The sequence below is a fragment of the Formosa algae genome (genome assembly GCF_001439665.1).
In the GTDB taxonomy this organism is placed as follows: Bacteria; Bacteroidota; Bacteroidia; order Flavobacteriales; family Flavobacteriaceae; genus Formosa; species Formosa algae.
This window is the reverse complement of record NZ_LMAK01000007.1, coordinates 61386-86527: the sequence shown is the minus strand read 5'-3', so window position 1 is coordinate 86527 and position 25142 is coordinate 61386. Positions and strand designations below refer to the sequence as shown.

Below are 25142 nucleotides of genomic sequence, written 5' to 3'. Positions count from 1 at the left end.
CAAGTAGCAGCGACTAATTTGTTACTTGGAATTTTATTTTTACATGGCTTTTGTAGCCTTGGAAATTCCATTCACGTAATTTGAGATCATGTGTAATTCTGAAGCGAGCTCAGAGCCTTCAAATCCAGTAATGTCAGCATCTGTAATATGCGCGTTATAAAATGTTAAGTATTTACTAGATAATGGCATGTAAGACCAGTGCCATTTTTCTTCATTATATCCTGTACGTCCGTTTTCTTTAGAGGTGTACACTTGGTAAAAACCATATTCATGTGCATGCTCAAGTAACCAAGTATATTCTTTTAAACCTTTACCACTTTCAAAATAAGAATTAGATAAATTATTTAAATCGAGGTCGGTTCCCCAATGATGTCTTGATGTGCTTGGCATGGAACTATAGCGTAATATTTTTTTAGCATTTTCAATAGGAGAGAGGTTGCCATTTGCTTTCCATTTTCGATCCCAAATAGATTTTTGATAATTGAAATTTCGTGTCCCTGATACGACTGTAAATTGTATGCCACTTTGCTTAGCAGCAGCAATCATGTTTAAAAATGAATTATATACTTCCTGCTGAAGATAAATAGTCTTGTTAGATAATTCTGGTGCTACTTTAACAAAACAAGCATCTGTTTTGAAATCGAATTTACCAAGTACAAAGTCTTTAGTAATGGCTTTGCTAGTGTCTTGCGCATGTGTTATTGATGAAAATAATATAATAAAAAATAAAGGCATGCGAATAAAGGAGAATTTCATAAAGTCGATTTACAATGTGTCATATTTAGAACAGTGAAGATGATATAATAGTGTTCTCAACTTCAAATATAGGTATTACTTCTCGTAAAATTCTAATTTGTTTTTTGTTTTGACTAACTGATTTTGTAAATAATCTACTTTTTTAAGCAAATTAAAAACGACATCTATGCCTTCTAAATTGACATGTAATTCGTTGTGCAACCGTATCATTTTTTCAAGATCGCTTAATGTATCTTGATGTAAACATTTATTGTTTTCTACGGTAATAAGTTCCAATAACCCCATGCTGTGTAAGTCATCTAAAAACACAGGTTCTACATTGTATTGTACACAAATCGTTTTTACTAATATATAATGATTCTCAGCCATGTTATCTTAGTTTTTGTAATGTGGTAAACAATTCTTTTTCTTTATCTGTAAGATTTTTTGGTGTTTGTATGTGGTAGGTAATTATAAAGTCTCCAAATTCGCCCTCTTTTTTATATATAGGAAATCCTTTGCCTTTTAATTTAACTTTGGTTTCATTCTGTGTTTCTGGAGCAACTTTTAGTTTAACTTTTCCTGAAAATGTATCTACCATAATATCTCCACCTAAAAGCGAGGTGTATAAATCTAAATCTACATTTGCATGTAAGTTATTACCATACCGTTTAAATTTTGTATTATTTACAATATTAAATGTGATATACAAATCACCATTCGGACCGCCATTAACACCAGGACCACCTTTACCTGATATTTTTATAACTTGTTCATTTTCTATCCCTGCAGGAATTGTCAACCTGATTTTTTTACCGTTTACGGTTAGAATTTGAGATTCGTTAGTGTAAACATCGGTAAGATTTAGTTGTAGTTCGGCATTAAAATCTTGTCCTTTAAATTGTACTTGGTTATGACTTTGTCTAGAACCAGAAGTGCGTTGACCACCAAACATGGATTCGAAGAAATCTGAAAAATCATCTTCTGTATGTGACTGGCCAGAATAACTTTGATAGCCTTGTTGGCGACTCGAATTGTGTTGTTTCTGAGCACGTTCTATATCGTCTGCATGTTGCCAATCTTTTCCGTGTTTATCATATTTTTTACGATGCTCTGGATTAGATAAAACTTCGTTTGCTTCATTTATATTTTTGAAGTTCTTTTCGGCCTCTTTATCATTTGGATTTAAATCGGGATGATACTTTCTAGCTAACTTGCGGTACGCTTTTTTTATATCGCTTTCAGATGCATTTTTGTCAATTCCTAAAATTTTATAATAATCAATAAAATTCATAACTAAGAGGTGTTATTACAATTAAAATCTACGCTTTTAACTACTATAAATATCGGAAAATAATAAGAGTATTCAAAGTATTATTCCGACTCAAATTTTAAATATTTAGAAAAAAATGGCAATGTTTTTTCAGCCATACGTTCAGGGATTTTATTGATATGATCGCCTTTATAAGCTTCAAAAGTATGTGACACTCCATAATTTGATAGCGTTTGGTCCAGCTTCATAGAGGCTTTGTAAATATCGATATCATCTGTTCCTGCATCAATAGCAATAGCTGTTAATGTCTTTAAATTTGGAATGTATTGATCAATCATATTTAAAATCTGATTGTCTTTAAACTTTTGAAGTATTTCCGGGATAGGCTTTCCATCTTTATAGGCTAAATCTATATATAGCGGAAACTTTTTAGGGTTAGAAGCCCAAGCTGCCGAAAATGCCATATGTAGACTCTCTATAAAAGATAAATTTGCAACATCAGATTTAGAGTGTACCGCCTCCATATTTTTTATGTTTTCTACGTTAGGCAAACGTCCGATCTCTAAGCTAGAGCTACTTAATACATATATTGAAGAATAGATGTCTGGGTGTTTCATGGCTAGTCTTAAGGTGCCATAACCACCCATAGAATGTCCTGCCAATCCACGACTAGTTGCTTGATCTAAAGTTCTAAATTTTAAATCTATAAACGACACGAGTTCTTCTGTAATAAAGGTTTCCCAATCACCCATAGTTTCAGAATTCCCATAAAAACTGCCTTTGTATGTGGTATATGCATTGGGCATAACTACAATCATTTCTTTACAACTTCCATTACTCATGCAAGTGTTCAGAATGTTGTTCATATTTATCCAATGGTGTTCCCAACCAAACCATTTACTATCGGTGTCATCAAAACCATGTAAAAGATATAACACCGGGTAGTTTTTATCGAGTTTTGTTTGATAGGATGGTGGTAAATACACTGTAATATCACGAGTAGATGGATCGTTAATTAAATTGTTTTTAAGGGCTTGACTTGGGACTTTTAATCGCATTCTAAAACCTTGTGCTTGGGTAAAATATACACCCAGCATAATGAAACTTAAAGAGAGAATTATACATTTTAATTTCATTTGTTACAGGATAAAAATTAATTAGGTGAAATTTGAAAGGATTGTTCAAGTATATGGTACAAGTCGGGATGCTTCTTTTGCATGAGCTTAGGGTTTTCAAAAAAATATTCTGAAGCCACGGCAAAGAATTCTGCTTGATTGGTGCCACCGTAATCCCTAATGTCTGATTTGTTATTATGTATGGCTTGCATTTCTTTATGAATTAATTTTAACCACGGAATTGTGTAGGCATTTTTCATAATATATTCGGGAACTCCATCTGTATCGCCGTCCATTTTATCTATTAAATGTACAAACTCGTGAATGGCTGTATTACTCTTGTCATTACTGTTTGCAAAACCATGATAAAGAGCTTTTTTAGAAAGAATCATTTGTTTTTCTAAACGTCCAGTACCCACCATACCAGCAATAATTCTATTTTCGTTATTATGACTAAATTCGTAATCTGTATTAAAATTATCTGGGTATAATAATATACCACTTAAGTTGGTATAATGCCATTCTGAAAACCCAAATACAGGAATTACAGCACTAGCTGCAATTAATATTTTATCTAAATCTACTAGTTCTAATTGTACGCCTTCAATATGGACTTCGCTTAGAAATACCATCATGCGTTTCTGAAATTGGAGTTGTTTTGCTTTAGGTAATTCCTTGTAAAACAATACATGCTTGAGCATAAGATTATGCCAGTTTTTTGGAAAATTATTTGCTTTTTTTGTTTTTAATTTACTTAATGCAAAGGCTGCGAAAGCTATAAGAATGAAAAAGGCTATGCCCGTAAAAATCATAGAATGTAGTTTTTATCTTTTTACAAGTTAAGATAAAAAAGAGTGGGTTTTACATGATTTTAAATTTTTGATATCCTGAAAAAAAGCATTTTTGAAATGTATTTCAAAAATGCTTTTAAAATCAGGCAATTTATAAAAAAATGAAGTGGCATTTTAAGTGTGTAATACGTTGATTAATAGCTGTAATGTGTTTGTGATTTAATTTGAATAATTCCCTAGAGATGTAAAATCGTAATCCTGTTTATGAATTTGTAAATCGTGTGCAGCTAAATCTATGCACTGCATGGTAGTCGATTTATTATTAGATTTATCTGTATATGTTGCTTCCATGATTAAACTGTTTTCAGCTTGATTTAACCATTTTGGATTAAATCCCTTAGGCACATTTTTTGTGTTAATTCCAAATATGCTTGAAAAACTTACAGGCGCATCCATTGCGTTATACATAATCATAATGGCATCATCATTTTCCATTTTGAATCCTTTACAGTTCTTACCATTAATAACTTTATCATCAAGCTCTTCAAAAGTAAAATCATTTTCTAAATACGGATCAGATTCTATATTTTCAAGATCAAGATTCATTTTCATAACCATGCCTGTTTTTTTATTGTTATTAGTCATAAATATAGCATTGGTGTTATGCTCTGTGTCCATGACAATAAATACATCATCGTTCTTTTTGAGATCATCTAAAGTCGGTTGCATGCCAAAATATTTTTCTTCTGCTTTTAGGTAATATGCAATATCTATAGGATCATCTTCAGGACTTTCAATACGTAGTATGTATTTCCATTCAAAATAATAGGTCTCTGGTAGAATGGAATCATTTAACAAAGAAAACCCTCCCATGTTTATGCCTCCAAACTTGTAATCGCCATCTATTCCAAATAAACTATCTAATCGTTTTCCTAAGCTCTGTTCTACTTTTTGAGACGTTTTATCTATTACAATATCTTCAGTGACTTCTTGTAATTTGTTTTTTAATTTTTTTAAAAATTGACCATGCATTTGTGTTCCTGAAAAGACTAATGCAACAATGAGTGCAATATGTTTTAATTTCATAATACTGTATTTTAATGATTATACATCTGACGCGTTTTTGTGATTTATAAAAAACGTTTTTGATTTCTTAGGTCGAGTAAAAAAAATAGTAAGGAGCGTAACATTGATTGTAGCTAAAGAAAAATAAATGATATGTAACTCATTTATTTTAAGACTTTTTAAAATGAAAGGTTGAAAAGTGGCGTTAATTTCAGGAAAAAATAATTCTAATACATGCAATAAAACATAGCATGAGCCTAGTATTCCAAGGCAAAGAATACATTTAATACGTCTATGTAAATCAGATAATTTCACGAATAACAACCTATTTAGATTTTGAGTTAAAATCTATCAATTAGGTCTATGTAGGGAGATCCTAGTGTAATCTATTGATTATCAGTTGTAAATATAGTTAAAAAATGAAACAAATTTTAAGTTTTTTAAGAATTGATATAAAATTATTAATGAAGTAACATGCGAATGGGGCGAATTAAGGTTTTGTTAACATTGTAAAGAAGTCTGAATATGTAATTTTACTTTTCAACAATAATTAAACAAAAATTATGAAACACGTAATGTTAGGTTTGGTGGTATTAATAGCTACTTTTAGCCTTCAAGCACAAGTAAAAACACCACAACCCAGTCCAACAAGTAAAATTGAACAAACGGTTGGATTAACCCAGATCGCAGTAGAATATTCAAGACCTAGTTTACGCGGTAGACATCTTTATGGTTACCTTTTACCTTATGGAGAATTATGGAGAACTGGCGCTAATGCGAATACAAAAGTGACTTTTTCTGATGATGTTGTTATTGGTGGTAAACCCTTGAAAGCTGGTACTTATGCACTTTACACAAAACCTGACAAAATAGCTTGGGATATTATCTTTTACAAAGCATCAGATAATTGGGGATTGCCTAAAACTTGGGACGCTAGCCAAGTCGCTCTAGAAACAAAATCTGAAGTTTATCCAAATCCAGTATCTTTAGAAACGTTTACTATTTCTTTTGCAGATTTAACGAACGATTCTGCTGTAATGCGTTTATCTTGGGGATTGCGATTTGCTTCTTTTAAAATTGAAGTTCCTACAGACGACATTGTCATGAAAGATATTGAGCGTGCTATGAGTGGTACAACAGCCAACGATTATTATGCTGCTGCAGTATATTATTTTGAATCTGGAAAAGATATTGATCAAGCTAAAACTTGGATTGATACGTGTATAAGCATGACAGAAAACCCAGCCTTTTATCAATTACGTAAACAGTCTTTAATTTATGCTAAAGCAGGAGACAAAGAAGGTGCTATAGCCGCAGCTAAAAAATCTCTAGAAGCAGCTAAAATTGCTGGAAATACGGATTATATTAAGATGAATACAGCTTCATTAGAAGAATGGGGAGCATTATAAATAGGATATGATACTATGTAAAAGCCACTAGCAAAATAATATGTTAGTGGCTTTTTTTTAATATTCTAGTTTAATGATAGACCGAACTTTATCTAGAGTTTTAATGAGTTTTAGACTAAAATCGAAGGTCATAATATCACTTTCCGTTTTACCGTCTCTAATTAACTGATTAAAATGAAGTGTTTCAAAATTATAACCAATCGTATTTCCCGTATAATCTAATATTTTTTCGGCTCCGTTTTGTAAAATAGTAACCGTTGTTGGGGTATGAAACTGAGTATTTAAAGTTATAGTGCCGTTTTCGCAAATAAAAGTGCAGGCAGTAGGTGTTTGTTCTATTAAAGAACTTTTTAAAACGGCTTCGGTATTATTTTTATAGATAAATCGCATATCGCAAGAAGAATCTGCACCATTATCAAAATGTGTACAGTCTGCTTGTATATGGTCAGGTTCTCCTAAAGTAGAGAGTGTTGCGAAAATAGGGTAGATGCCAATATCTAATAAACTGCCTCCTCCAACAGCTTTATCAAATAACCTTGAAGCTTCATCAAAAGGTCTTGTAAATCCAAAATCGGCTTCAACCTTTAATAATTTTCCGTAGGTTTCATCTTTTAAAGCTTGTAAAGCAAACTGATAATGTGGTAAAAAATAAGTCCATAATGCTTCCATTAAGAGGACTTTTTTTTCCTTTGCCAACGCAATCATCTCTTCAACCTCTTCTAAATTCATAGCAAAAGGTTTTTCACACAACACAGCTTTACCGTGTTCTAAACAGAGCATGGCATGTGCTTTATGAAAACTATGAGGTGTTGCAATATAAACAGCATCTACATCTGGATCTTTTGCTAAAGCTTCATAACTATTGTATGCTTTTACAGATTGAAATGTTTTTGCAAATTCTTCTGCTTTATCTAAAGATCTAGAAGCTACAGCTTGTAACTGTGCATCTTCTATAGTTAATAAATCTTTGGCGAATTTATGAGCAATATTACCAAGCCCAATAATTCCCCATTTTATGGTTTTATGAGGTTGTAATGACATCTGATTTAGGTATAAAAAGTTGAATACATAATGCGATTATTATGACTAAGGTACAACCAAAAAGATTAAGCCACAAATAGGGCATCCAATCAAAATACCAGCCATAAATAACTATCGCTTGAGTTATAATTGCAGCTATAAAAACGGCATTTGCTTTTACATGTTTAAAGAAAAAAGCGAGCAAAAATATTCCTAATACATTACCATAAAACACAGATCCGATGATATTTACTAATTGAATTAAATTATCAAATAACGACGCAAAACAGGCAATGCATATGGCCAAAATCCCCCATCCTAGCGTAAACCATTTGGTGGCTTTTACATAATGCATATCGTCTTTATTTGCAGCTATGCTTCGTTTGTAAATATCTATACTTGTAGTAGACGCCAAAGCATTTAATTCACTAGCGGTACTAGACATGGCTGCACTAAGTATAACAGCAAGTAAAAGTCCGATTAATCCGCGTGGTAAATTATTTAAAATAAAGTGGATAAAAACGTAATCTTTATCGTTTGTTTCAATTTTTGTTTGATGTTCATTGGCTGCTTTTTCAAGCACTAATTTGGCCTGATCGCGATTTGATTTTTCTGCTGTATTTACTTTAGAGATTTGCTTTTTTAATCCATCATTTGGTGCTGAAACATATGCGTTTAATAGCATTTTTTTATTCTCGAAAAGCTCATGTTGTTCCGCTTCAAGAGCTTTAAATTCATCAGAATATGATGATGCTGCAACAACGTCCTGCGCATGCGGATTAAAATGTATTGGTGATTCGTTATATTGATAAAAGACAAAAACCATAACACCCACAAGCAGAATAAAAAACTGCATAGGCACTTTAAGGAGTCCGTTAAAAATTAAACCCAATTGCATTTCTCGTAACGATTTTCCTGAAAGATACCGTTGCACTTGACTTTGGTCTGTACCAAAGTAGGAGAGCATTAAAAATGTACCTCCAATAATTCCACTCCAAAATGTATATCTATTTTCAAAATCGAAAGAGAAATCTAGAATATTCATTTTATTGTTTACTGCTGCAATTTCTAAGGCATTAGAGAAGTTTATATTTTCAGGTAAATAACTTAAAATTAAAAAGAAAGCAATAAACATTCCTGTAAAAATAACAGTCATTTGATGCTTTTGCGTTACGCTCACTGCTTTAGTACCACCAGAAACGGTGTAAATTATAACGAGTACACCTATAATGATGTTTAACTGATTTAAAGACCAACCCAATACGGCGGAAAGTATAATGGCCGGTGCATAAATGGTAATTCCTGCTGCTAATCCGCGTTGTACTAAAAATAATCCAGCGGTTAGACTACGGGTTTTTAAATCGAATCTGTTTTCTAAAAATTCGTAAGCGGTGTATACTTTTAAGCGATGATACAGAGGAATAAATACCATGCAAATAATAATCATTGCAATAGGTAATCCGAAGTAAAATTGCACAAAGCCCATACCATCATTAAAGGCTTGTCCGGGCGTAGATAAAAAGGTGATGGCGCTTGCTTGTGTGGCCATTACCGAGAGACCAATTGTCCACCATTGTGCCTGATTACCACCACGAATATAATCTTGTACATTTTGGCTACCTCGAGTTTTCCATGTACCGTATCCAACAATGGTGAGTAGCGTACCTATTAATATAATCCAGTCTAAAGTTTCCATATTAAAAGGCTTTCATTATGATGTAAAACAAAATAATGTAAATGGCATTAGCTATTAAAACCCAAGTGTATGAGCGTTTCCAAGTCTGTTTTATAGTATTGTTTTCTGCCATATTAATCGTGTAATTCAGGTTGAGTTGAAATATTTTCTTTTCCTATAGAAAGCATGTTGGCAAATAATCTGTAAGCACCAGAAACACCAGCAGGGAATTCTCTAAAGAAACTTAAACCTGTGTACATATAATAACCTTTACCATATTTAGCAACTAATAAGCTTCCGCTTTTTTCAGTTTCATTTTTATCGTGCATGCCTAAGATTGGCGTAAACTCTTTACCCCATTTATTTGGAAAATATAACCCGCGTTCTTGAGTCCATCCTTTAAAATCTTCAGGCGTTATTGTATTTGGAGTGTTTAACAGCTCATGTTTTGGATTTAAAAAGGTAACTTCTGCATGTTCGTCTGTAACACGATCTCTAGATAATTCTAAGGTGTAAGGCGCTAAAGTGTCAACTTTTAAACCACGATTGGTATTGTATTGTACAATTAAATTTCCGCCTTGTTTAACATAGTCAAATAATGTGTTTTGTTTATATGCTAAATCTTCAACAGTATTATAGGCTCTAATTCCGATTACAATCGCATCAAAACGTTTTAAGTTTGTAGCCGTAATATCGTCAGGATTGATAACCGCAACATGATATCCGATTTGTCTTAAACTTTCAGGAACAACATCTCCGGCACCTTGAATATACCCAATGTTTTCTCCTTTTTTAATAATATCTAAACGCACAAATTTACTCACCTTAGGTAGTACAATTGTTTGAAAAGGAATGTGATCGTAATCAATTTCTATTAAGGCTTTGTTGTAAGCCGTTCCGTTTACAGTTACTGTTGATGTTATTTGAACTTCGCTTTGATTTTTTGGAGGCGTTACAGTAAAATAAACCGTTTTGGTTTCTCCGCGATGTGCTACAGAAACGGGTAATGTTTTAGGAGAGATAGTCCAACCTTTAGGTGTATTTAAACTTACTGTGCCTTCAATTTGATCTTGACCAGCAGTGACTTTTACAGCCACTTGTTTTGGTGTATCGTTTTCAAAAATTAGTACAGGTTCTACAAGTTGAGAGGCGACAACAGGAACAATTTCGAAAGGCTTATACAATTCGCCTTTAACAGGATCGTTACTTTTATAAATAATAGGTTTTGTAAACGGAATCGATATGTTTTGCATAACCAAATTGAAGGTTATATTTTGACTTCTTGGTGTTTCTGGTTTACCTATTAAAGATTTTTCTTTTACCGTATACATTCCTAAACTATTTGGTTCTGTTAACCAATACGGCGTTGTAATTTTGGTATCTGTATTAATGGTATATGTTTCCTTGAAATTAAACTTAATGTTATTGTTTAAATTGATGTTTTTAGAAATAGTAACATGATTTGGATTGGTTATACTCTCTAAAGTAATAAGTGCGTTACTTCTATTAATAACCTCAATTTGTAATTGAATGGCTTCGTTTGCCGTACCCCAATTATGTGTAGCAGCAGCTTCCATATATAAACCAGCACATGCAGCAATTACATTTTTAATATCTTCTGTTTTTAGGGTTTTCCAATGCGTATCTTCTAATTTTTGAATAAGTGTGTAGGCCTTAACTAATTTAGGAATACTTGCAGACGGATTTTTAAAATCGTATTCTGCTTCAATTTGAGCTAATATGTTTCCAATCGCTTTTCCGCCTTTAACACGATTCCAACTGGTATCAATTCCATCAAAAATATTAGTAGGATCTTTAGGCATATCACCTTTAATCAATTCAACATATTCTAAACTAGATCCACGTGTTCCTGTATTTCCGAAGCCTTGAGATTTATGCTGACTGCGACTTAAGGCTGATATCTCTGTATTTGATAATCCGCTTGACGGAAAAAAGACACCGGTATCAATCTCCATTAACTTGCTTTTGTCTGCTGCTTCAAAATTTTCTTCAGAACCATAAAATCGCCAAGATGTGTTTAAAAACATACGTTTTGGTTGCCAGGTTGAAGTGTTTTTAAGTTGATCTGGATATTTAGAAGCATCGTTTGTTAAGTTAAAAGCTTCTACACTTAACATTGCAGAACTGGTGTGATGACCATGAGTTGTTCCCGGAGTTCTGTGGTCGAACCGATTGATAATAACATCGGGCTGAAAGTTTCTAATTGCTAAAACCACATCGCTTAGAACTTCATCTTTATCCCAGATGGTTAAGGTTTCGTCTGGATGTTTAGAATATCCGAAATCGTTGGCGCGTGTAAAAAATTGCTCTCCGCCATCTGTTCGTCTTGCTGCTAATAACTCTTCTGTACGAATTACACCTAAAAGTTCTCTAATTTCTGGACCAATTAAATTTTGTCCGCCATCACCACGAGTTAAAGATAAATACGCTGTTCTGGCTTTAACATTATTGGCCATATAAGAAATTAGCTTTGTATTTTCATCGTCTGGGTGTGCTGCTAAGTACAATACAGAACCTAAAAAGCTTAATTTTTTTATAGATTCATGAATTTCTGCAGCATTGGGTTTTTTAGGTTGTTGGGCATAGCTATTAGGCATTGCCAAAGCTATAATACAAAGGAAGAGTATAAGTTTTTTCATTAAAATGTAAGTGTGTTTAGGCTTTAATCTCAAATATAGAAAGTACCTATGGCTTTTAAAGTGTTTTAAGGTTTCTTTAACTTTAAAAATAGACGCACAAACATTAAAATAATTTCAGAAGAGGAATGTTAAATTTTTACAGCCATTTTTTTCGCTTAAAATAATAGATCATTATTCCGACCATAATTACCATAATTAGTAAAAGTACGGGATAGCTGTATGGATGGTGTAGTTCTGGCATGTTATCGAAATTCATACCGTAAATTCCCGCAATAAAAGTTAGCGGAATAAATATAGTAGATATAATAGTTAGCACCTTCATGACTTCGTTCATTTTATTGCTAATCCCTGTCATATACATATCCATGAGACCCCAAACCATTTCGCGATAGACTTCTGTGTTTTCGTTTACTTGTATGGTATGGTCGTATACATCTTGAAAAAAGGGTAGGGTTTTGTTATCTATTAATTTATGTTCGCTTTTTTCTATGCGATTAATAATATCTCGAACAGGATAAATGGCACGTCTAATTCTTAAAATTTCCCGTTTTAAATCTTGAATCTGATTCGATAAATTCCCTTGAGTAATACCATTAAAAAGATCGTCTTCTAAATCTTCAATTTTATCACCCAAACGTTCTACAACCACAAAATAATGATCGACAATATTATCTATTAAAGCATAAAATAAGTAATCGGAGCCTAGAGTTCTTAAACGTCCTTTGCCGTGCCTGATGCGTTCTCGTAACTCATCAAAAACATCGCCTTCAGATTCTTGAAATGTGAGTACATAATTGTGCCCCAATACTAAAGTGATTTGTTCAGATATTAATCCTTGATCTGTATCGTAATACAGCATTTTCATACTTAGAGACAAATAATCATCAAATTCATCAATTTTTGGACGCTGAGAAATATTGGCAATATCTTCTAATATAAGCGGATGGATATTAAATAGAGCTCCAATGTTTTCTATCGCATTGGTGTGATTTAAACCATTAATATTAATCCAAGTTACTTCGTCTTTAGAATCAGATTTATAAACATAAGAGTCTTCAATTTTAGGAAGCTCTTTTTCATGCACATGCGTAGGACTATAATTAAAAACCTCAATAAATAACTGTTGCGTTTGTTTTTGCCCAGTATAAACAATAGTTCCCGGAGATAACCCTGTTTTTTGTTTATTTCGTTTTGTTCTTGGTTTTTTAGGCATGTTTTAAATCGCTTATATTAAATGCTATCGTGACCATCATCAATGGCATCTTTTTGTACTAAAGTTACAGCTTTTTGTAAGATTAAGTTATTTGGATAGGTGACTAAGTTGCCATTATCTAATCTTAAATGCAATTGAAAGGCACGAATATCTTCAATAATGGCTTCAATAGGGAAATCTTTATCATGAATACTAATCTTATCTCCAACCTTGTAAGGGAATGAGAAAAACATAATAACACCAGAAGTAATATTGCTTAAAATAGACCAAATCGCAAATAAAGCAATTCCAATCACTGCAAAAACAGATGAAAATACTAAAGCTAAATCTTCAGGTTGGGCGCCTAAAATTACCGATAGAAATAATAAACCAATTAAAAATAAAGTTACGGTAGAGTAGCGTTGTATAAGCTGAATTCGAGCTTCATTAATACCACTTTTTCTACCTATTTTTTTTATCAATACTAATGTAATAGCACGTATAATAAGCAGTACAACTAGTAATATGATACAGGATACTATAACTTTAAAATGTGATTCTAAAAACATAAAATTAACATAAATTAGTATCACAAATATAAAAGAAGGAATCTATAATTTCGTTAACTTTAATATAAGTTATCAGCAGATTTTTAAGATACAATATCATTTAAAACGCGATACACAACATCTGTTGGTAAACCCATAACATTAAAATAAGAACCTTCTAATTTAGTGACTCCAATATAACCAATCCATTCCTGAATACCGTATCCGCCAGCCTTATCGAAAGGTTTATATGTTGTAATATAGTAGTTAATTTCGTTGTCTGTAAGGGCTTTAAAGGTCACTTTTGTTACCGAATTTACAGTTTTTTCGAAGTCAACCGTCGTAAAACATACAGAAGTAATGACCTCGTGTGTGGTGTTGCTTAATGATTTTAGCATTTGAAACGCTTCTTCAGGTGTTTTTGGTTTTCCTAAAGCAATTTGGTTGTGCCAGACAATAGTGTCGCTAGTAATTAAAATGTCTTTTGGTTTTAATTTATCCTTAAACGGAAGCGCTTTAAGTTGAGCCAGATAATCACTGATTTCAAAATGATGTAATCGAGGAGGGTAAACTTCATCAACAGGTTTTAATTCAATTGAAAAATCTAATCCCAGATCTTTAAAAAATTGTTGACGTCTTGGAGAGCCAGAAGCCAAAATAATGTTATAGTTCGAGATGTTTTTATGTAGCATAGTTATAGCATTATAGGATATAAGAGTAACGATAAAACACCGGTAAGCATGACTAATTTTAAAGCATTACTAATTTTACGATGCTCTTTCTTTGTCTTAGCACTAAACAATTCTATAATTACATACACTAACGGCCCAATAATTAGAAAGGTGAAATAGCCTACTTCTAAGGGTTTGTTGTATAAAACCATAATAACATAATACACCAAAATACCTAAGGGCAAAAAGGATAATATAAATGCAATTTTAGAAGCACGAGACCTCCCAATTATTACAGGTAAAGTCTGCATGCCAGAAGCATGATCGCCATCAATATCTTCAATGTCTTTTATAATTTCTCTAATAAAATTTAATACAAAAGCCATACCTGCATATTCTAAAAGCAGCTTAAATACCAAACGCTGATTGTCTTGATTTTCAAAGGTTATTACTGGAATTAAATCGTATAAACCCACAATAATAAGACTAAGTGAGACTAATACCGAAATGGTTATATTTCCTATTAAAAAGGTGCGTTTTAAATAACTAGCATACAAATAGAGTAACACAGAAATGATTACAAAAAGGGCAAAAAAACCGCTTTTATTTACGGCATGCGATAAATAAAATCCAATAGCAACTCCAATGACATTTAGTGTAATAAAGATGCTGTATCCTGTCTTTTCAGAGATGTATTTACCAATAATTACCCGATCGGGTTTGTTAATACTATCGGTCTCGACATCGTAAATATCGTTTATAATGTTTCCTGCAGATGCTAAACAAATTGTTGCCAAAACAAGTAATACAAATTGCCAATCTTGTAAAGCTGTATCGACCTGAAAAACAGGAAATAGTGCGTATTTAATTAAAGTTTGAACAAGAATAATAAGTAATAAATTTTTCCAACGCAATAGGTTTAACACCTTCATACTAATCATATTGTGCATCAAAATTTCCACTCCATTTACCTTGTACTTTTAGAACTTGTTCTATAACATCTCTCACAGCACCTTTTCCTCCGTTTTTATGAGACACGTATTTAGAAATGTTTTTTATTTCTGGAACAGCATCTTGCGGGCAAGTTGGTAAACCTACGATTAACATAACGGGAAAGTCTGGAATATCATCTCCCATATATAATATGTTTTCTGTTTTTATATTTTGTTTTTGCACATACGCGTCTAATTGATCAATTTTATTGTGTGCTCCCAGAAAAATATCTGTAATGCCTAAGCCTTCTAAACGTTTACGAACTCCTTCATTAGAGCCTCCAGAAATAATACAAATTTTATACCCGGCATCTATCGCTGTTTTAATAGCATAACCATCTTTCACATTCATTACCCTTAACATTTCACCAGATGTCGTTACAGTAACTGTGCCGTCTGTTAATACACCGTCTACATCAAAAATAAACGTAGTAATGTGTTCTAAATATTCTTTATAGCTTTTTTCTTCCATGAGTATCTGTAATTGAATCGGTTAATAGCTTGTATAGTGCTTTATGCTGTGGGTTTTTAATACGTTTTAAATGCTTTCTTACGGTTTTTTTATCGCCACGAACGGCTGGTCCAGTTTGTGCCATGTATGGTGACATGTTCTGGATTTTTTTTGCGGTTTCTAAAATTAATGGTTTTAAAACATCAAATTCAATTTGATCAGATTCCGTAATCTCATGAGAAATACGATATAACTGATTGGTAAAATTATTAGCGAATACAGCTGCAATATGCAACGTTTTTCGCTGTTCTGTCGATATTTTATACCAAGTACTGTTTATGGTTTCGGCCAAAGTTACTAATAGTTTTAGGTCTTCCTTAACTAAAGCTTCAATACAAAGCGGAACCTTGCTAAAATCGACGTCGGCATCTTTGGTAAATGTTTGTAAGGGATAAAATACACCACGTCTGTGTTTTTTATCTATATCGTAAAGACTTGCCGCACCAGATGTATGCACGACAAAGCGGTCTTGAAATGGTAAAGCTTTGGAGACTTCAGAAATGGCATCATCGCTTACAGCAATAATGTAAACATCTGCAGGTTTTAAAGCGTTTAAATCATCTGTAATGTCAACGTTATTTTTATACGTCGAAATATTATTTAGTTGTCTGTTATACCATTGTGTAACCAAAATGTTATCTGCATTCTGGAACACTTTATAAAAATGTGTGGCCACATTTCCTGCGCCAATTAATACTACTGAAATCATCTTGCTAAAATACAGTTTTTAAGAATATATGTTTACTAGCTTATGCTTTTTTGTAGTTAAATACTGTTTTTACCTGCTTTAAAATACAGAACACTATATTTGTATGGTTATAAAATGAATACATACATAGTTTAAAATGAACCCTATAAAATCAGATTTAAAAAATAGAGACGATGTGTTTTTACTCGTGTCTACGTTCTACGATAAAATTAGAAAAGATGATGCATTAGGCCCATTTTTTAATCGATTAATTACCGATTGGCCAGCGCATATAGAACGCTTAACTTCCTTTTGGGAATCGAGTTTGTTTTTAAAAACTAAATATTATGGTAATCCGTTAGAGGTGCATATTAAGGTAGACGAAGAACACAATAATAGTATTACTGATAAACATTTTGGAGCATGGTTAAATTTTTGGGTACAAACCGTAGACGAGCTTTTTGAAGGCGATATTGCAAATAATGCCAAACAACGCGCTAGAAAAATGGGGACTTTTTTATACATAAATATTTTTCAAGCAAGACAAAACAAAGCGTAGGCCTGTTCTTTTCTTAAAATTAGGTTAATTTTAACAGACTTTAGATTTAAGCGTAACCTTCAACTGAACAAAATAAGCTAAATTTGCGCACTTAAAATTTAGAGAAACCATCATGCAAAATAAACTTGCCAAAATTCTTTTTTCTACGCGTTTAACATCTGTTTTATTCATTGCTTTTGCGGCCGCTATGGCTATAGGTACGTTTATGGATGCAGGTCAAGATACATCTCCAACTCCATATTCTAGAACTTTAATTTACAGTACGTGGTGGTTTGAAGCCATAATGGTTGTGTTTGTTATAAATTTTGTTGGAAATATTAAACGCTACCAACTTTACAAAAAAGAAAAATGGGCCTCTTTAGTATTGCACTTATCTTTTATATTTATTTTAATTGGAGCATTTATAACTCGATATATTGGTTTTGAAGGGATGATGGCCATCCGAGAAGGGGCTACAGAAAATACGTTCTTATCTCAGAAAACATACATTACAGCTTTTATTGATGGGGATTATATGATTGATGGCGTGCCACAACGCTTACCTTTAGAAGAAGAAGTTGATTTCTCTACACGTTTGGAAAACGAATTTAGTATTGAAACAAAATACGATCAGCAACCAATAAGTATTGAGTTAGAATCGTTTATTGGTGGAGCAGAAGAAGATATTATTCCAGATGAAACAGGCGAAGAATATTTAAAAATTGTTGAAGCAAGCGAAGGAAGACCTCATAATCACTTTTTAAAGGCAGGTGAAGTTCAAAGTATTCATAATGTATTAATTGCTTTAAATAAAGAAACACCTGGAGCAATTAATATTACATCTAATGATGATGGTATTTTTATCAATTCACCGTTTGAAGGAGAGTATACAACTATGGCAACTATGGCTAAAGGTAAACTCGTAAAAGATAGTTTACAGCCTTTAATATTACGTTCAGGATATGTTATTTCTAACATGCAATTTGTATTTCCAAAACCTGTAGTTAAAGGAAAATTCGATATCGTGAAAAAAGCAGAGTTTCTGAAAAACGATGAAGATGGAGTGGTTTTAAAAGTAACTACAAATGGAGAAACAAAACGCGTTGGAATACTTGGTGGAAAAGGTACAAATGGCGATTTTAAACAAGTTAAAATTGGCGGATTAGATTTTGCATTTAAATATGGTTCTAAAGTTATGGAGCTTCCGTTTAGTGTAAAATTAAATGATTTTGAAGCAGAACGTTACCCTGGAACTGAGAATAGATATTCAGCATACTCTAGTCAAGTGACAGTGTTAGACGAAGAAGAAGGTGATTTTGATTATAAAATATTTATGAATCATATTTTAGATCATCGTGGATACCGCTTTTTTCAATCGGGTTTCGATCCTGACGAGCAAGGTACTATCCTTTCTGTAAACCATGATTATTATGGAACGTTATTAACCTATATCGGGTACTTTTTATTGTATTTCGGTCTCCTATGGACTTTAGTTGCTAAAGGCACGCGTTTTGGAGATTTACGTAAAAAATTAAATCAGCTTAAAGCTAAAAAAGCCAAAATACTATCTGTAGTATTATTGTGTTTCGCCTTTAATGGTTTTGCCCAAGAGCATACAGAACACGACGGACATGCACATGGTAATAAACCTACAAAAGCACAAATAGATTCTATTTTAGTTGCGAATAAAGTTCCTTTAGAACATGCAGATAAGTTTGGGCATATGGTTATTCAAGATATTGGAGGACGTATGATGCCTGTTAACACGTATGCATCAGAATTATTACGTAAATTATCTAAAACCGATACGTATGCAGGTTTAGATGCCGATCAGGTATTTTTATCCATGCACGAGAGTCCGCTGTTGTGGTACAATGTGCCGGTTGTATTTTTAAAATATAAGAAAGCCGATTCCATTCGTTCCATAATAGGAATTCCAAAAGATCAGAAATTTGCAACCTTAGCCGATTTCTTTACAGATCGTGGTGCATATAAGTTAGGACCTTATTTAGAGGAAGCGTATAAAGCTCCAATTCCTAACGGATTTCAGAAGGAATTTAAAGAAACAGATCAGCACGTAAATTTATTATACAATACAATTGAAGGACGTTCGTTACGAATTTTTCCTATTCCAGAAGATGATAACAATAAATGGATTTCTTCTATAGAATATAAAACTGGAAACATTAAAGTTGAAGATTCTCTGTATGAAAACTTTATAAATAGTGGGTTTTCAGCTTATTTAATGACTTTAAATCAGGCCAAGCAAACAGGCGATTTTACAGATGCAAATAAGTTGTTAGAAGCTTTTCATAAAACACAATTGCAATATGGAAGCGATGTTATGCTTTCTGATGAAAAAATAAAAACCGAAATTTTATACAACCACTACGACATCTTTAAAAGCTTATTTAGTTGGTATATGTATGCGGGAACTTTAATGTTTATTGTGTTAATAGTTCAAATATTTAAGAGTAATAATAAAGCAATCAACATTAGTGCTTCTGTATTTAAATGGATTGTTATAGGATTGTTTGCACTGCATACTTTAGGCTTAATAGCACGTTGGTATATCTCTGGACATGCACCTTGGAGTGATGCCTACGAATCTATGATTTATGTGGCTTGGGCAACGATGTTATTTGGATTACTTTTTGGAAGAAAAAGTGATTTGACTATAGCTGCAACTGCTTTTGTAACTTCTATGATTTTAATGGTAGCCCATTGGAATTGGATGGACCCTGCAATTGCAAACTTACAACCTGTTTTAGATAGTTATTGGTTAATGATTCATGTTGCTGTTATTGTGGGAAGTTATGGACCGTTTACTTTAGGAATGATTTTAGGGTTAACGGTGTTATTCCTTATGATTTTCACTAATAAAGAGAACAAAGCTAAAATGCTAATTAATATTAAAGAGTTAACCATTATTAATGAGATGGCATTAACTGTTGGTTTAGTGATGTTAACCATTGGAAACTTTCTTGGAGGAATGTGGGCTAACGAAAGTTGGGGACGTTACTGGGGATGGGATCCAAAAGAAACTTGGGCCTTAATTAGTATTATGGTATATGCATTTGTAATCCATATGCGTTTAGTGCCAGGTTTACGTGGCCGATTCGGATTCAATTTAGCTTCTATTTTAGCTTTTTCTAGTATTATGATGACGTATTTTGGAGTGAATTTTTACTTAGCAGGATTACACTCTTACGCGAGTGGAGATCAAATTGTAAGTGTAAAATTCATTTTTATAACTTTAGGAATTGTAGCGGTTATAGCTGTTCTTGCTTATGTTAAATATGCTAAATTTTATAAGAAGAGTAAATAAATAATTTTAAATAAGCGGGAATATTAATTTAAATATCAATCCGCAACTTATAGCAAGACCGAAACTTAATAGGGTACCAATTAAAATGTATTCTGTTAATTTTCGGTCTTTTGCTTTCGATAAATCTCCAAAGCGAAACACAGATTTAGCCGTAATTAAAAAGCCTATACCTTCCCAATAATTCATGGTAATAAACGCAAATACAAATAAACGTTCTAACATTCCAATATAAGCTCCAGCATCTTTAAGCGAAGCCTTGTTTGTGTCTTTTAACTGCCATTTAGAGATTAAAACCTTCATGATTATAGATGAAACTACTGTTACAAAAAGGATGCAGCAAAGCGCTAATAATAGGCGGGTGTCGTAAAGAAAATCTATAGACAAAGTAAAAGGGACGTACATGCTTACTACAAGTAGCAGTATTAAGAGATGTGCAATTTGATCTAGTGCAAACAACCAACGGGAATTCACTTTTGTATTTAAATAAAGTTTAATCACATCTATACCAAAATGAGAGGCAACAATAAGTAGTATTCCCCAGATGTAATCCAAATTAAATTGTAGCACAAGTAGTAAAGCAAGGAGATGTATGGCTACATGTGCATATAAAAATTTCGATTTTAATTTATATTTTTCTTTGTTTTTAACCCACTTTGTAGGTTGTAACAGAAAATCGCCAATCAAATGAGCGAGGAGTAATTTTATATATAGCGCAATCATACGTTTACGTGTTTAGAATAGAATTGTATCATTTTAAGAATCTCGTCGTAACCAGCGCGTTTTAAGCCTTGACTAATATTGCCTTGAGTGCTTTGTGTTTCTGCAGCTAAATCCTTTTGATTTGCTTCAGGGTGGGTTAGTGCTAATTTTACTAGAGCAGCTGTGGTTGGTGTCCATGTATTCATAGTGAGTAAAGCCAATTCTAGCATGATATTTATTGAGGTATCAAAAGTTGTATCATCTGATTTTATGGCCAAATTTGTTTTTTTCAATTGTTCAAAACACTCGCCTGAATTTATAAAAGCACTTCCGTTAGACTCGGTAATGGTGTTTGCATCATACGTTTTTTCTCCTAAGCCAATGGCTATTCTTACATCTATACTCTTAAATTGCTTTAAGCTTGCTTTTATTAAAATGGCCGCTTTTAAGGCGTGTTTAGGGTTTATTTCTACTTGAAAACTATCGCCTCTATAAATTTCCCATTGCTTCGGACTTTGTCCATACAAATTAAGTTCGGCTTTTAAATGTGTAAGCCAATCTTTTGCATCATGTGCTCTAGAATTAATAATATCTCCCGTAAGAATACTTGTCATTTGTATTTTGCTTTATATCAAATATATCTGAAATTCTTAAAACATCAAAATTATTAGTTTAAAAACTAATATTTAAAATTATAATCTAATTAGCTAATATTTTATTTTATAAGCTTAAAAGATTATAATAAGATGTTTAAAAATCGCTTTGAGAAGCTAAAGATTAAAAATATATTTGTTAAAAAAGTGCATTATGAAATTAATACAAGAATTTAAGGAGTTTGCTGTAAAAGGAAACATGATAGATATGGCTGTTGGTATTATAATTGGCGCATCGTTTAATAAGGTTATCGATGTTATGGTTAAACAAGTGTTTATGCCGCCATTATCATTATTATCTGAAGGCATTCATTTTCAGGATAAAGTTTGGATATTACGGGAGGCTGTAAATGATGCTTCTGGAACAGTATTACAGCCTCAAATAGCTGTAGGTTATGGTGCTTTAATAGAAGCGCTTTTAGATTTTATTATTATTGGGTTTACCGTATTTCTTGTGGTAAAGTTTATGAATAGACTAAGGAATAGATCTCAAGATCCAAAAGATAAAACAGTTGTAACGCCTAAAGACATTCAATTATTATCGGGGATTACAAATTTGTTAGAAGAACAAAATGCATTGTTAAAAACCAAAGCGAAGTAATAAAAAAGACTACTATAATCACAATGTATTATAATAGCCTTTTAGAAAATAAATTAATAGCACTCTTATATATGTTATCTTTAAAAAACAAGGTATTAAAGATTACATAGTATAGTTTAATTCTGTTTTCAAAATTAAGGATTAATTAATAATGGTGAAATACCAGATTTCAGTGATTTTTAATGTTTGAAAGTCAAATTCTAATCAATTGTATAATTTTTAAGAATACATTAATTTTTAGTTTATGTATAATCCATACCTTTAGTTTATGAAAACAACATTACTTCTCGTGTTTGCTATCGTATTTTTAAGTTGCAAACAAAACACAAAAGATTCAGCAGTTATAGCAAATAACAATGTAAAACCAGAACTTAAAGCGCAGCAATCCATGGCTAAAGAAACAATTTATCAATTTAAGGTTGAGGATTTAAGCGGAAACCCATTTGATTTTTCAACATTAAAAGGAAAAAAAATAATGGTTGTGAACACAGCTAGTAAATGCGGATTAACACCACAATACGAACAATTACAAGAGTTATATGAAACTTATAAAGATGAAGGGTTTGTAATTGTTGGTTTTCCTGCAAATAACTTTTTAGCACAAGAGCCAGGAACGAATACAGAAATTGCTGCATTTTGCACAGAAAATTATGGTGTAACATTTCCTATGATGAGCAAGATTTCGGTAAAAGGAAAAGATATGGATGATGTGTATGCATTTTTAACCAAAAAAAGTAGAAATGGATTACAAGACTCTGAAGTGGAGTGGAACTTTCAAAAGTATTTAATAGATGAAGAAGGGTTTGTCGTTCGCGTGGTGTCTCCAAAAACAGTACCAACAGACGACTCAATAATTACTTGGATAAAACAATAAAATCATGGCGAAAAAATTAGGATTAGATACTGTATGTGTACATGTTGGAGAGGTAAAAGACGAACAATTTAAGGGCGCAGTGTCTCCCATATTTATGTCTACGTCTTACCAATTTACTGATGTCGAAGTAAGGCGATATCCGCGTAATTATAATACGCCTAACCAAGAGAGTCTATCTAAAAAAATTGCAGCATTAGAGCATGCCGAAGCAGGAATGATTTTTAGTTCTGGAATGGCAGCAATTAGCACAACCTTATTAGCGTTTTTAAAATCGGGAGATCATATGGTGGTGCAAAACACGTTATATGGTGGTACAAGTAATTTTATTCGTGAAGAGTTTCCTAAATACGGTATAGAATTTACATTTACTAATGGGTACGACGTCAAAGATTTTGAAGCTGCAATACAAGAAAACACTAAGGTGGTGTACATAGAAACACCATCTAATCCCTTACTCACAATTACCGATATAAAAGCCGTTTCTGCTTTGGTAAAAAGTAAAGGATTACTATCTATAATAGACAATACATTTGCGAGTCCAATAAATCAGAATCCAATAGATTTTGGAATTGATATTGTAGTACATTCTGCAACAAAATATTTAGGCGGACATAGTGATATTATGGCTGGAGCTGTAGCCTGTTCTGATGAACATATGCATGCCATTTGGAAAAAAGCAGCCAATTTAGGAGGAAATTTAAGCGATTTCACAGTTTGGATGCTAGAACGTAGTATGAAAACGTTAGTGTTACGTGTAAAAGCACAGAATAAAAATGCAAAGGCTTTAGCAAAGTTTTTAGAGGCTCATCCAGATGTTAAAAAGGTATATTATCCAGGCTTAAAAAGTCATCCGGAATATAAATTAGCAAAATCTCAGATGCGAGGCTTGGGAGGAATGTTATCTTTTGAATTAAATAACGACTTAGATGCTTTAATCTTTCAAAAGGAATTAAAACTTATAAAAGCAACAATGAGTTTAGCCGGTGTAGAAAGTACGATGTTATCACCTTACATGACTTCTCACGGATCGTTATCGCAAGAGGAACGCGACCGTATTGGGATTACAAATGGATTAATTCGTTTTTCTTTAGGAATAGAATCTAAAGCCGATTTAATCCGGGATATAAAACAGGCGCTAAAGACAACTAAAAAATTAATAAAAACTGAAGCTTAATAAAGAAGATTAAGCTTTTTAAAAGTATTAAAGTAAAACACATGAAATTAGATATACTTGCAATAGGTGCACATCCAGACGATGTAGAATTAGGGTGTGGGGCTACAATTGCAAAAGAAATAGCTAACGGGAAAACAGTTGGTATTATAGATTTAACACGTGGGGAATTAGGAACACGAGGCACGGCAGAAACCCGAGATGCAGAAGCTAAAGAGGCTGCTAAAATTTTGGGCGTTACTGTCCGAGAAAATTTAGGGTTTGCAGATGCGTTTTTTGTAAACGATAAATCGCACCAGTTAGCCGTTATAGAAATGATTAGAAAGTACCAACCAGATGTTGTGCTTTGTAATGCGATAGACGATAGGCATATTGATCATGGTAAGGGAAGCAAATTGGTAAGTGATGCCTGTTTTTTAAGCGGCTTAAAAAAAATAGAAACAGAAATAGGAGGAGAGCAACAAATACAATGGAGACCAAAGCATGTGTACCATTACATTCAATGGAAAAATATTGAACCAGATTTTGTTGTAGATGTTACAGGGTATATAAATATTAAAGAAAAAGCTGTTTTAGCCTATAAAACTCAGTTTTTCGATCCGAATAGTAAAGAGCCAGAAACACCTATTTCGAGTAAGAATTTCACAGATAGTGTAAATTATCGCGCAAAAGATTTAGGACGCATAATAGGAGTAGAATTTGCAGAAGGCTTTACATCAGAACGTTATATTGCTGTCGAAAATTTATTTGATTTAAAATGATATTTTTTTGAAAAATAATTTGGTATATCTGTAATTTCGTTTAAATTTGCACACGCATTACAAAAATGCAGTTACATGGTGGTTGTAGCTCAGTTGGTTAGAGCATTGGTTTGTGGTACCAAGGGTCGCCGGTTCGAATCCGGTCTTCCACCCAAAAAGTAAAAGCCTTTCG

The 25142-nt window shown here is 32.7% G+C and carries 24 protein-coding genes and 1 tRNA gene; 8 read left to right on the top strand and 17 right to left on the bottom strand.

Features of this window, described 5'->3' with window-relative positions:
* Positions 1–39: 39 nt before the first annotated feature.
* The 6 genes from AST99_RS02445 to AST99_RS02420 form a co-directional block, all read right to left on the bottom strand.
* Positions 40–756 (bottom strand): M15 family metallopeptidase, encoded by a 717-nt coding sequence (locus AST99_RS02445; RefSeq protein WP_083495571.1) that lies wholly within the window; start codon positions 754–756, stop codon positions 40–42.
* Between the two features lie 75 nt (positions 757–831).
* Positions 832–1125, bottom strand: a complete 294-nt coding sequence (locus AST99_RS02440) for a chaperone modulator CbpM (protein ID WP_057778763.1) — start codon at positions 1123–1125, stop codon at positions 832–834.
* Position 1126: 1 nt separating this feature from the next.
* Entirely contained in the window at positions 1127–2029 is a 903-nt protein-coding gene (locus AST99_RS02435; protein WP_057778761.1) for a DnaJ C-terminal domain-containing protein, read from the bottom strand.
* Between the two features lie 80 nt (positions 2030–2109).
* A complete protein-coding gene (locus tag AST99_RS02430) occupies positions 2110–3144 on the bottom strand; it encodes an alpha/beta hydrolase (RefSeq protein WP_083495570.1) in 1035 nt (344 codons plus the stop codon).
* A 17-nt stretch (positions 3145–3161) separates the two neighbouring features.
* Positions 3162–3935 (bottom strand): M90 family metallopeptidase, encoded by a 774-nt coding sequence (locus tag AST99_RS02425; RefSeq protein WP_057778757.1) that lies wholly within the window; start codon positions 3933–3935, stop codon positions 3162–3164.
* A 198-nt stretch (positions 3936–4133) separates the two neighbouring features.
* Entirely contained in the window at positions 4134–5000 is an 867-nt protein-coding gene (locus tag AST99_RS02420; RefSeq protein WP_057778755.1) for a DUF4412 domain-containing protein, read from the bottom strand.
* 542 nt (positions 5001–5542) lie between these two features.
* Here AST99_RS02420 and AST99_RS02415 point away from each other — a divergent pair.
* Positions 5543–6388: a DUF2911 domain-containing protein gene (locus AST99_RS02415; protein ID WP_057778753.1), complete on the top strand. Its 846-nt coding sequence runs from the start codon at positions 5543–5545 to the stop codon at positions 6386–6388.
* A gap of 57 nt (positions 6389–6445) precedes the next feature.
* Here the strand turns inward: AST99_RS02415 and AST99_RS02410 are convergent, their stop codons facing one another.
* The 9 genes from AST99_RS02410 to AST99_RS02370 form a co-directional block, all read right to left on the bottom strand.
* Positions 6446–7429, bottom strand: a complete 984-nt coding sequence (locus tag AST99_RS02410) for a Gfo/Idh/MocA family protein (RefSeq protein WP_057778751.1) — start codon at positions 7427–7429, stop codon at positions 6446–6448.
* Positions 7410–9104: a sodium:solute symporter family protein gene (locus AST99_RS02405; RefSeq protein ID WP_057778749.1), complete on the bottom strand. Its 1695-nt coding sequence runs from the start codon at positions 9102–9104 to the stop codon at positions 7410–7412. Before AST99_RS02405 ends, AST99_RS02410 begins: the two co-directional genes overlap by 20 nt.
* A 113-nt stretch (positions 9105–9217) precedes the next feature.
* Entirely contained in the window at positions 9218–11743 is a 2526-nt protein-coding gene (locus AST99_RS02400; protein WP_057778747.1) for a PIG-L family deacetylase, read from the bottom strand.
* Between the two features lie 136 nt (positions 11744–11879).
* A complete protein-coding gene (corA, locus tag AST99_RS02395; protein WP_057778744.1) occupies positions 11880–12956 on the bottom strand; it encodes a magnesium/cobalt transporter CorA in 1077 nt (358 codons plus the stop codon).
* A gap of 17 nt (positions 12957–12973) precedes the next feature.
* The gene (locus AST99_RS02390) at positions 12974–13504 is read right to left on the bottom strand and encodes a mechanosensitive ion channel domain-containing protein (protein WP_057778742.1); all 531 of its coding nucleotides are present in this window, start codon (positions 13502–13504) and stop codon (positions 12974–12976) included.
* 83 nt (positions 13505–13587) lie between these two features.
* Positions 13588–14175, bottom strand: a complete 588-nt coding sequence (locus AST99_RS02385) for a Maf-like protein (protein ID WP_057778740.1) — start codon at positions 14173–14175, stop codon at positions 13588–13590.
* A gap of 2 nt (positions 14176–14177) precedes the next feature.
* A complete protein-coding gene (locus tag AST99_RS02380; RefSeq protein ID WP_057778738.1) occupies positions 14178–15086 on the bottom strand; it encodes a geranylgeranylglycerol-phosphate geranylgeranyltransferase in 909 nt (302 codons plus the stop codon).
* Between the two features lies 1 nt (position 15087).
* Positions 15088–15618: a KdsC family phosphatase gene (locus AST99_RS02375; RefSeq protein ID WP_057778736.1), complete on the bottom strand. Its 531-nt coding sequence runs from the start codon at positions 15616–15618 to the stop codon at positions 15088–15090.
* A complete protein-coding gene (locus AST99_RS02370; RefSeq protein WP_057778734.1) occupies positions 15599–16366 on the bottom strand; it encodes a Rossmann-like and DUF2520 domain-containing protein in 768 nt (255 codons plus the stop codon). Before AST99_RS02370 ends, AST99_RS02375 begins: the two co-directional genes overlap by 20 nt.
* Positions 16367–16502: 136 nt before the next feature.
* Between AST99_RS02370 and AST99_RS02365 the strand changes: the two genes are divergently transcribed.
* A complete protein-coding gene (locus tag AST99_RS02365) occupies positions 16503–16904 on the top strand; it encodes a group III truncated hemoglobin (RefSeq protein WP_244973274.1) in 402 nt (133 codons plus the stop codon).
* 112 nt (positions 16905–17016) lie between these two features.
* On the top strand, positions 17017–20211 hold the full coding sequence (locus AST99_RS02360; protein ID WP_057778732.1) for a cytochrome c biogenesis protein CcsA: 3195 nt from the start codon (positions 17017–17019) through the stop codon (positions 20209–20211).
* A gap of 6 nt (positions 20212–20217) precedes the next feature.
* Here the strand turns inward: AST99_RS02360 and AST99_RS02355 are convergent, their stop codons facing one another.
* The gene (locus tag AST99_RS02355) at positions 20218–20931 is read right to left on the bottom strand and encodes a DUF3307 domain-containing protein (protein ID WP_057778730.1); all 714 of its coding nucleotides are present in this window, start codon (positions 20929–20931) and stop codon (positions 20218–20220) included.
* Positions 20928–21524, bottom strand: a complete 597-nt coding sequence (locus tag AST99_RS02350; protein WP_057778728.1) for a hypothetical protein — start codon at positions 21522–21524, stop codon at positions 20928–20930. Before AST99_RS02350 ends, AST99_RS02355 begins: the two co-directional genes overlap by 4 nt.
* Before the next feature lie 193 nt (positions 21525–21717).
* Between AST99_RS02350 and mscL the strand changes: the two genes are divergently transcribed.
* The 5 genes from mscL (at position 21718) to AST99_RS02325 (ending at position 25123) form a co-directional block, all read left to right on the top strand.
* Positions 21718–22164: a large conductance mechanosensitive channel protein MscL gene (gene mscL / locus AST99_RS02345; RefSeq protein WP_057778726.1), complete on the top strand. Its 447-nt coding sequence runs from the start codon at positions 21718–21720 to the stop codon at positions 22162–22164.
* A gap of 268 nt (positions 22165–22432) precedes the next feature.
* On the top strand, positions 22433–23038 hold the full coding sequence (locus AST99_RS02340) for a glutathione peroxidase (RefSeq protein WP_057778724.1): 606 nt from the start codon (positions 22433–22435) through the stop codon (positions 23036–23038).
* Position 23039: 1 nt separating this feature from the next.
* Positions 23040–24212, top strand: a complete 1173-nt coding sequence (locus tag AST99_RS02335; protein ID WP_370875283.1) for a trans-sulfuration enzyme family protein — start codon at positions 23040–23042, stop codon at positions 24210–24212.
* 41 nt (positions 24213–24253) lie between these two features.
* The gene (bshB1, locus tag AST99_RS02330; RefSeq protein ID WP_057778720.1) at positions 24254–24970 is read left to right on the top strand and encodes a bacillithiol biosynthesis deacetylase BshB1; all 717 of its coding nucleotides are present in this window, start codon (positions 24254–24256) and stop codon (positions 24968–24970) included.
* A gap of 77 nt (positions 24971–25047) precedes the next feature.
* Positions 25048–25123 (top strand) — tRNA-His (locus AST99_RS02325).
* The last annotated feature ends 19 nt before the right edge of the window (positions 25124–25142 follow it).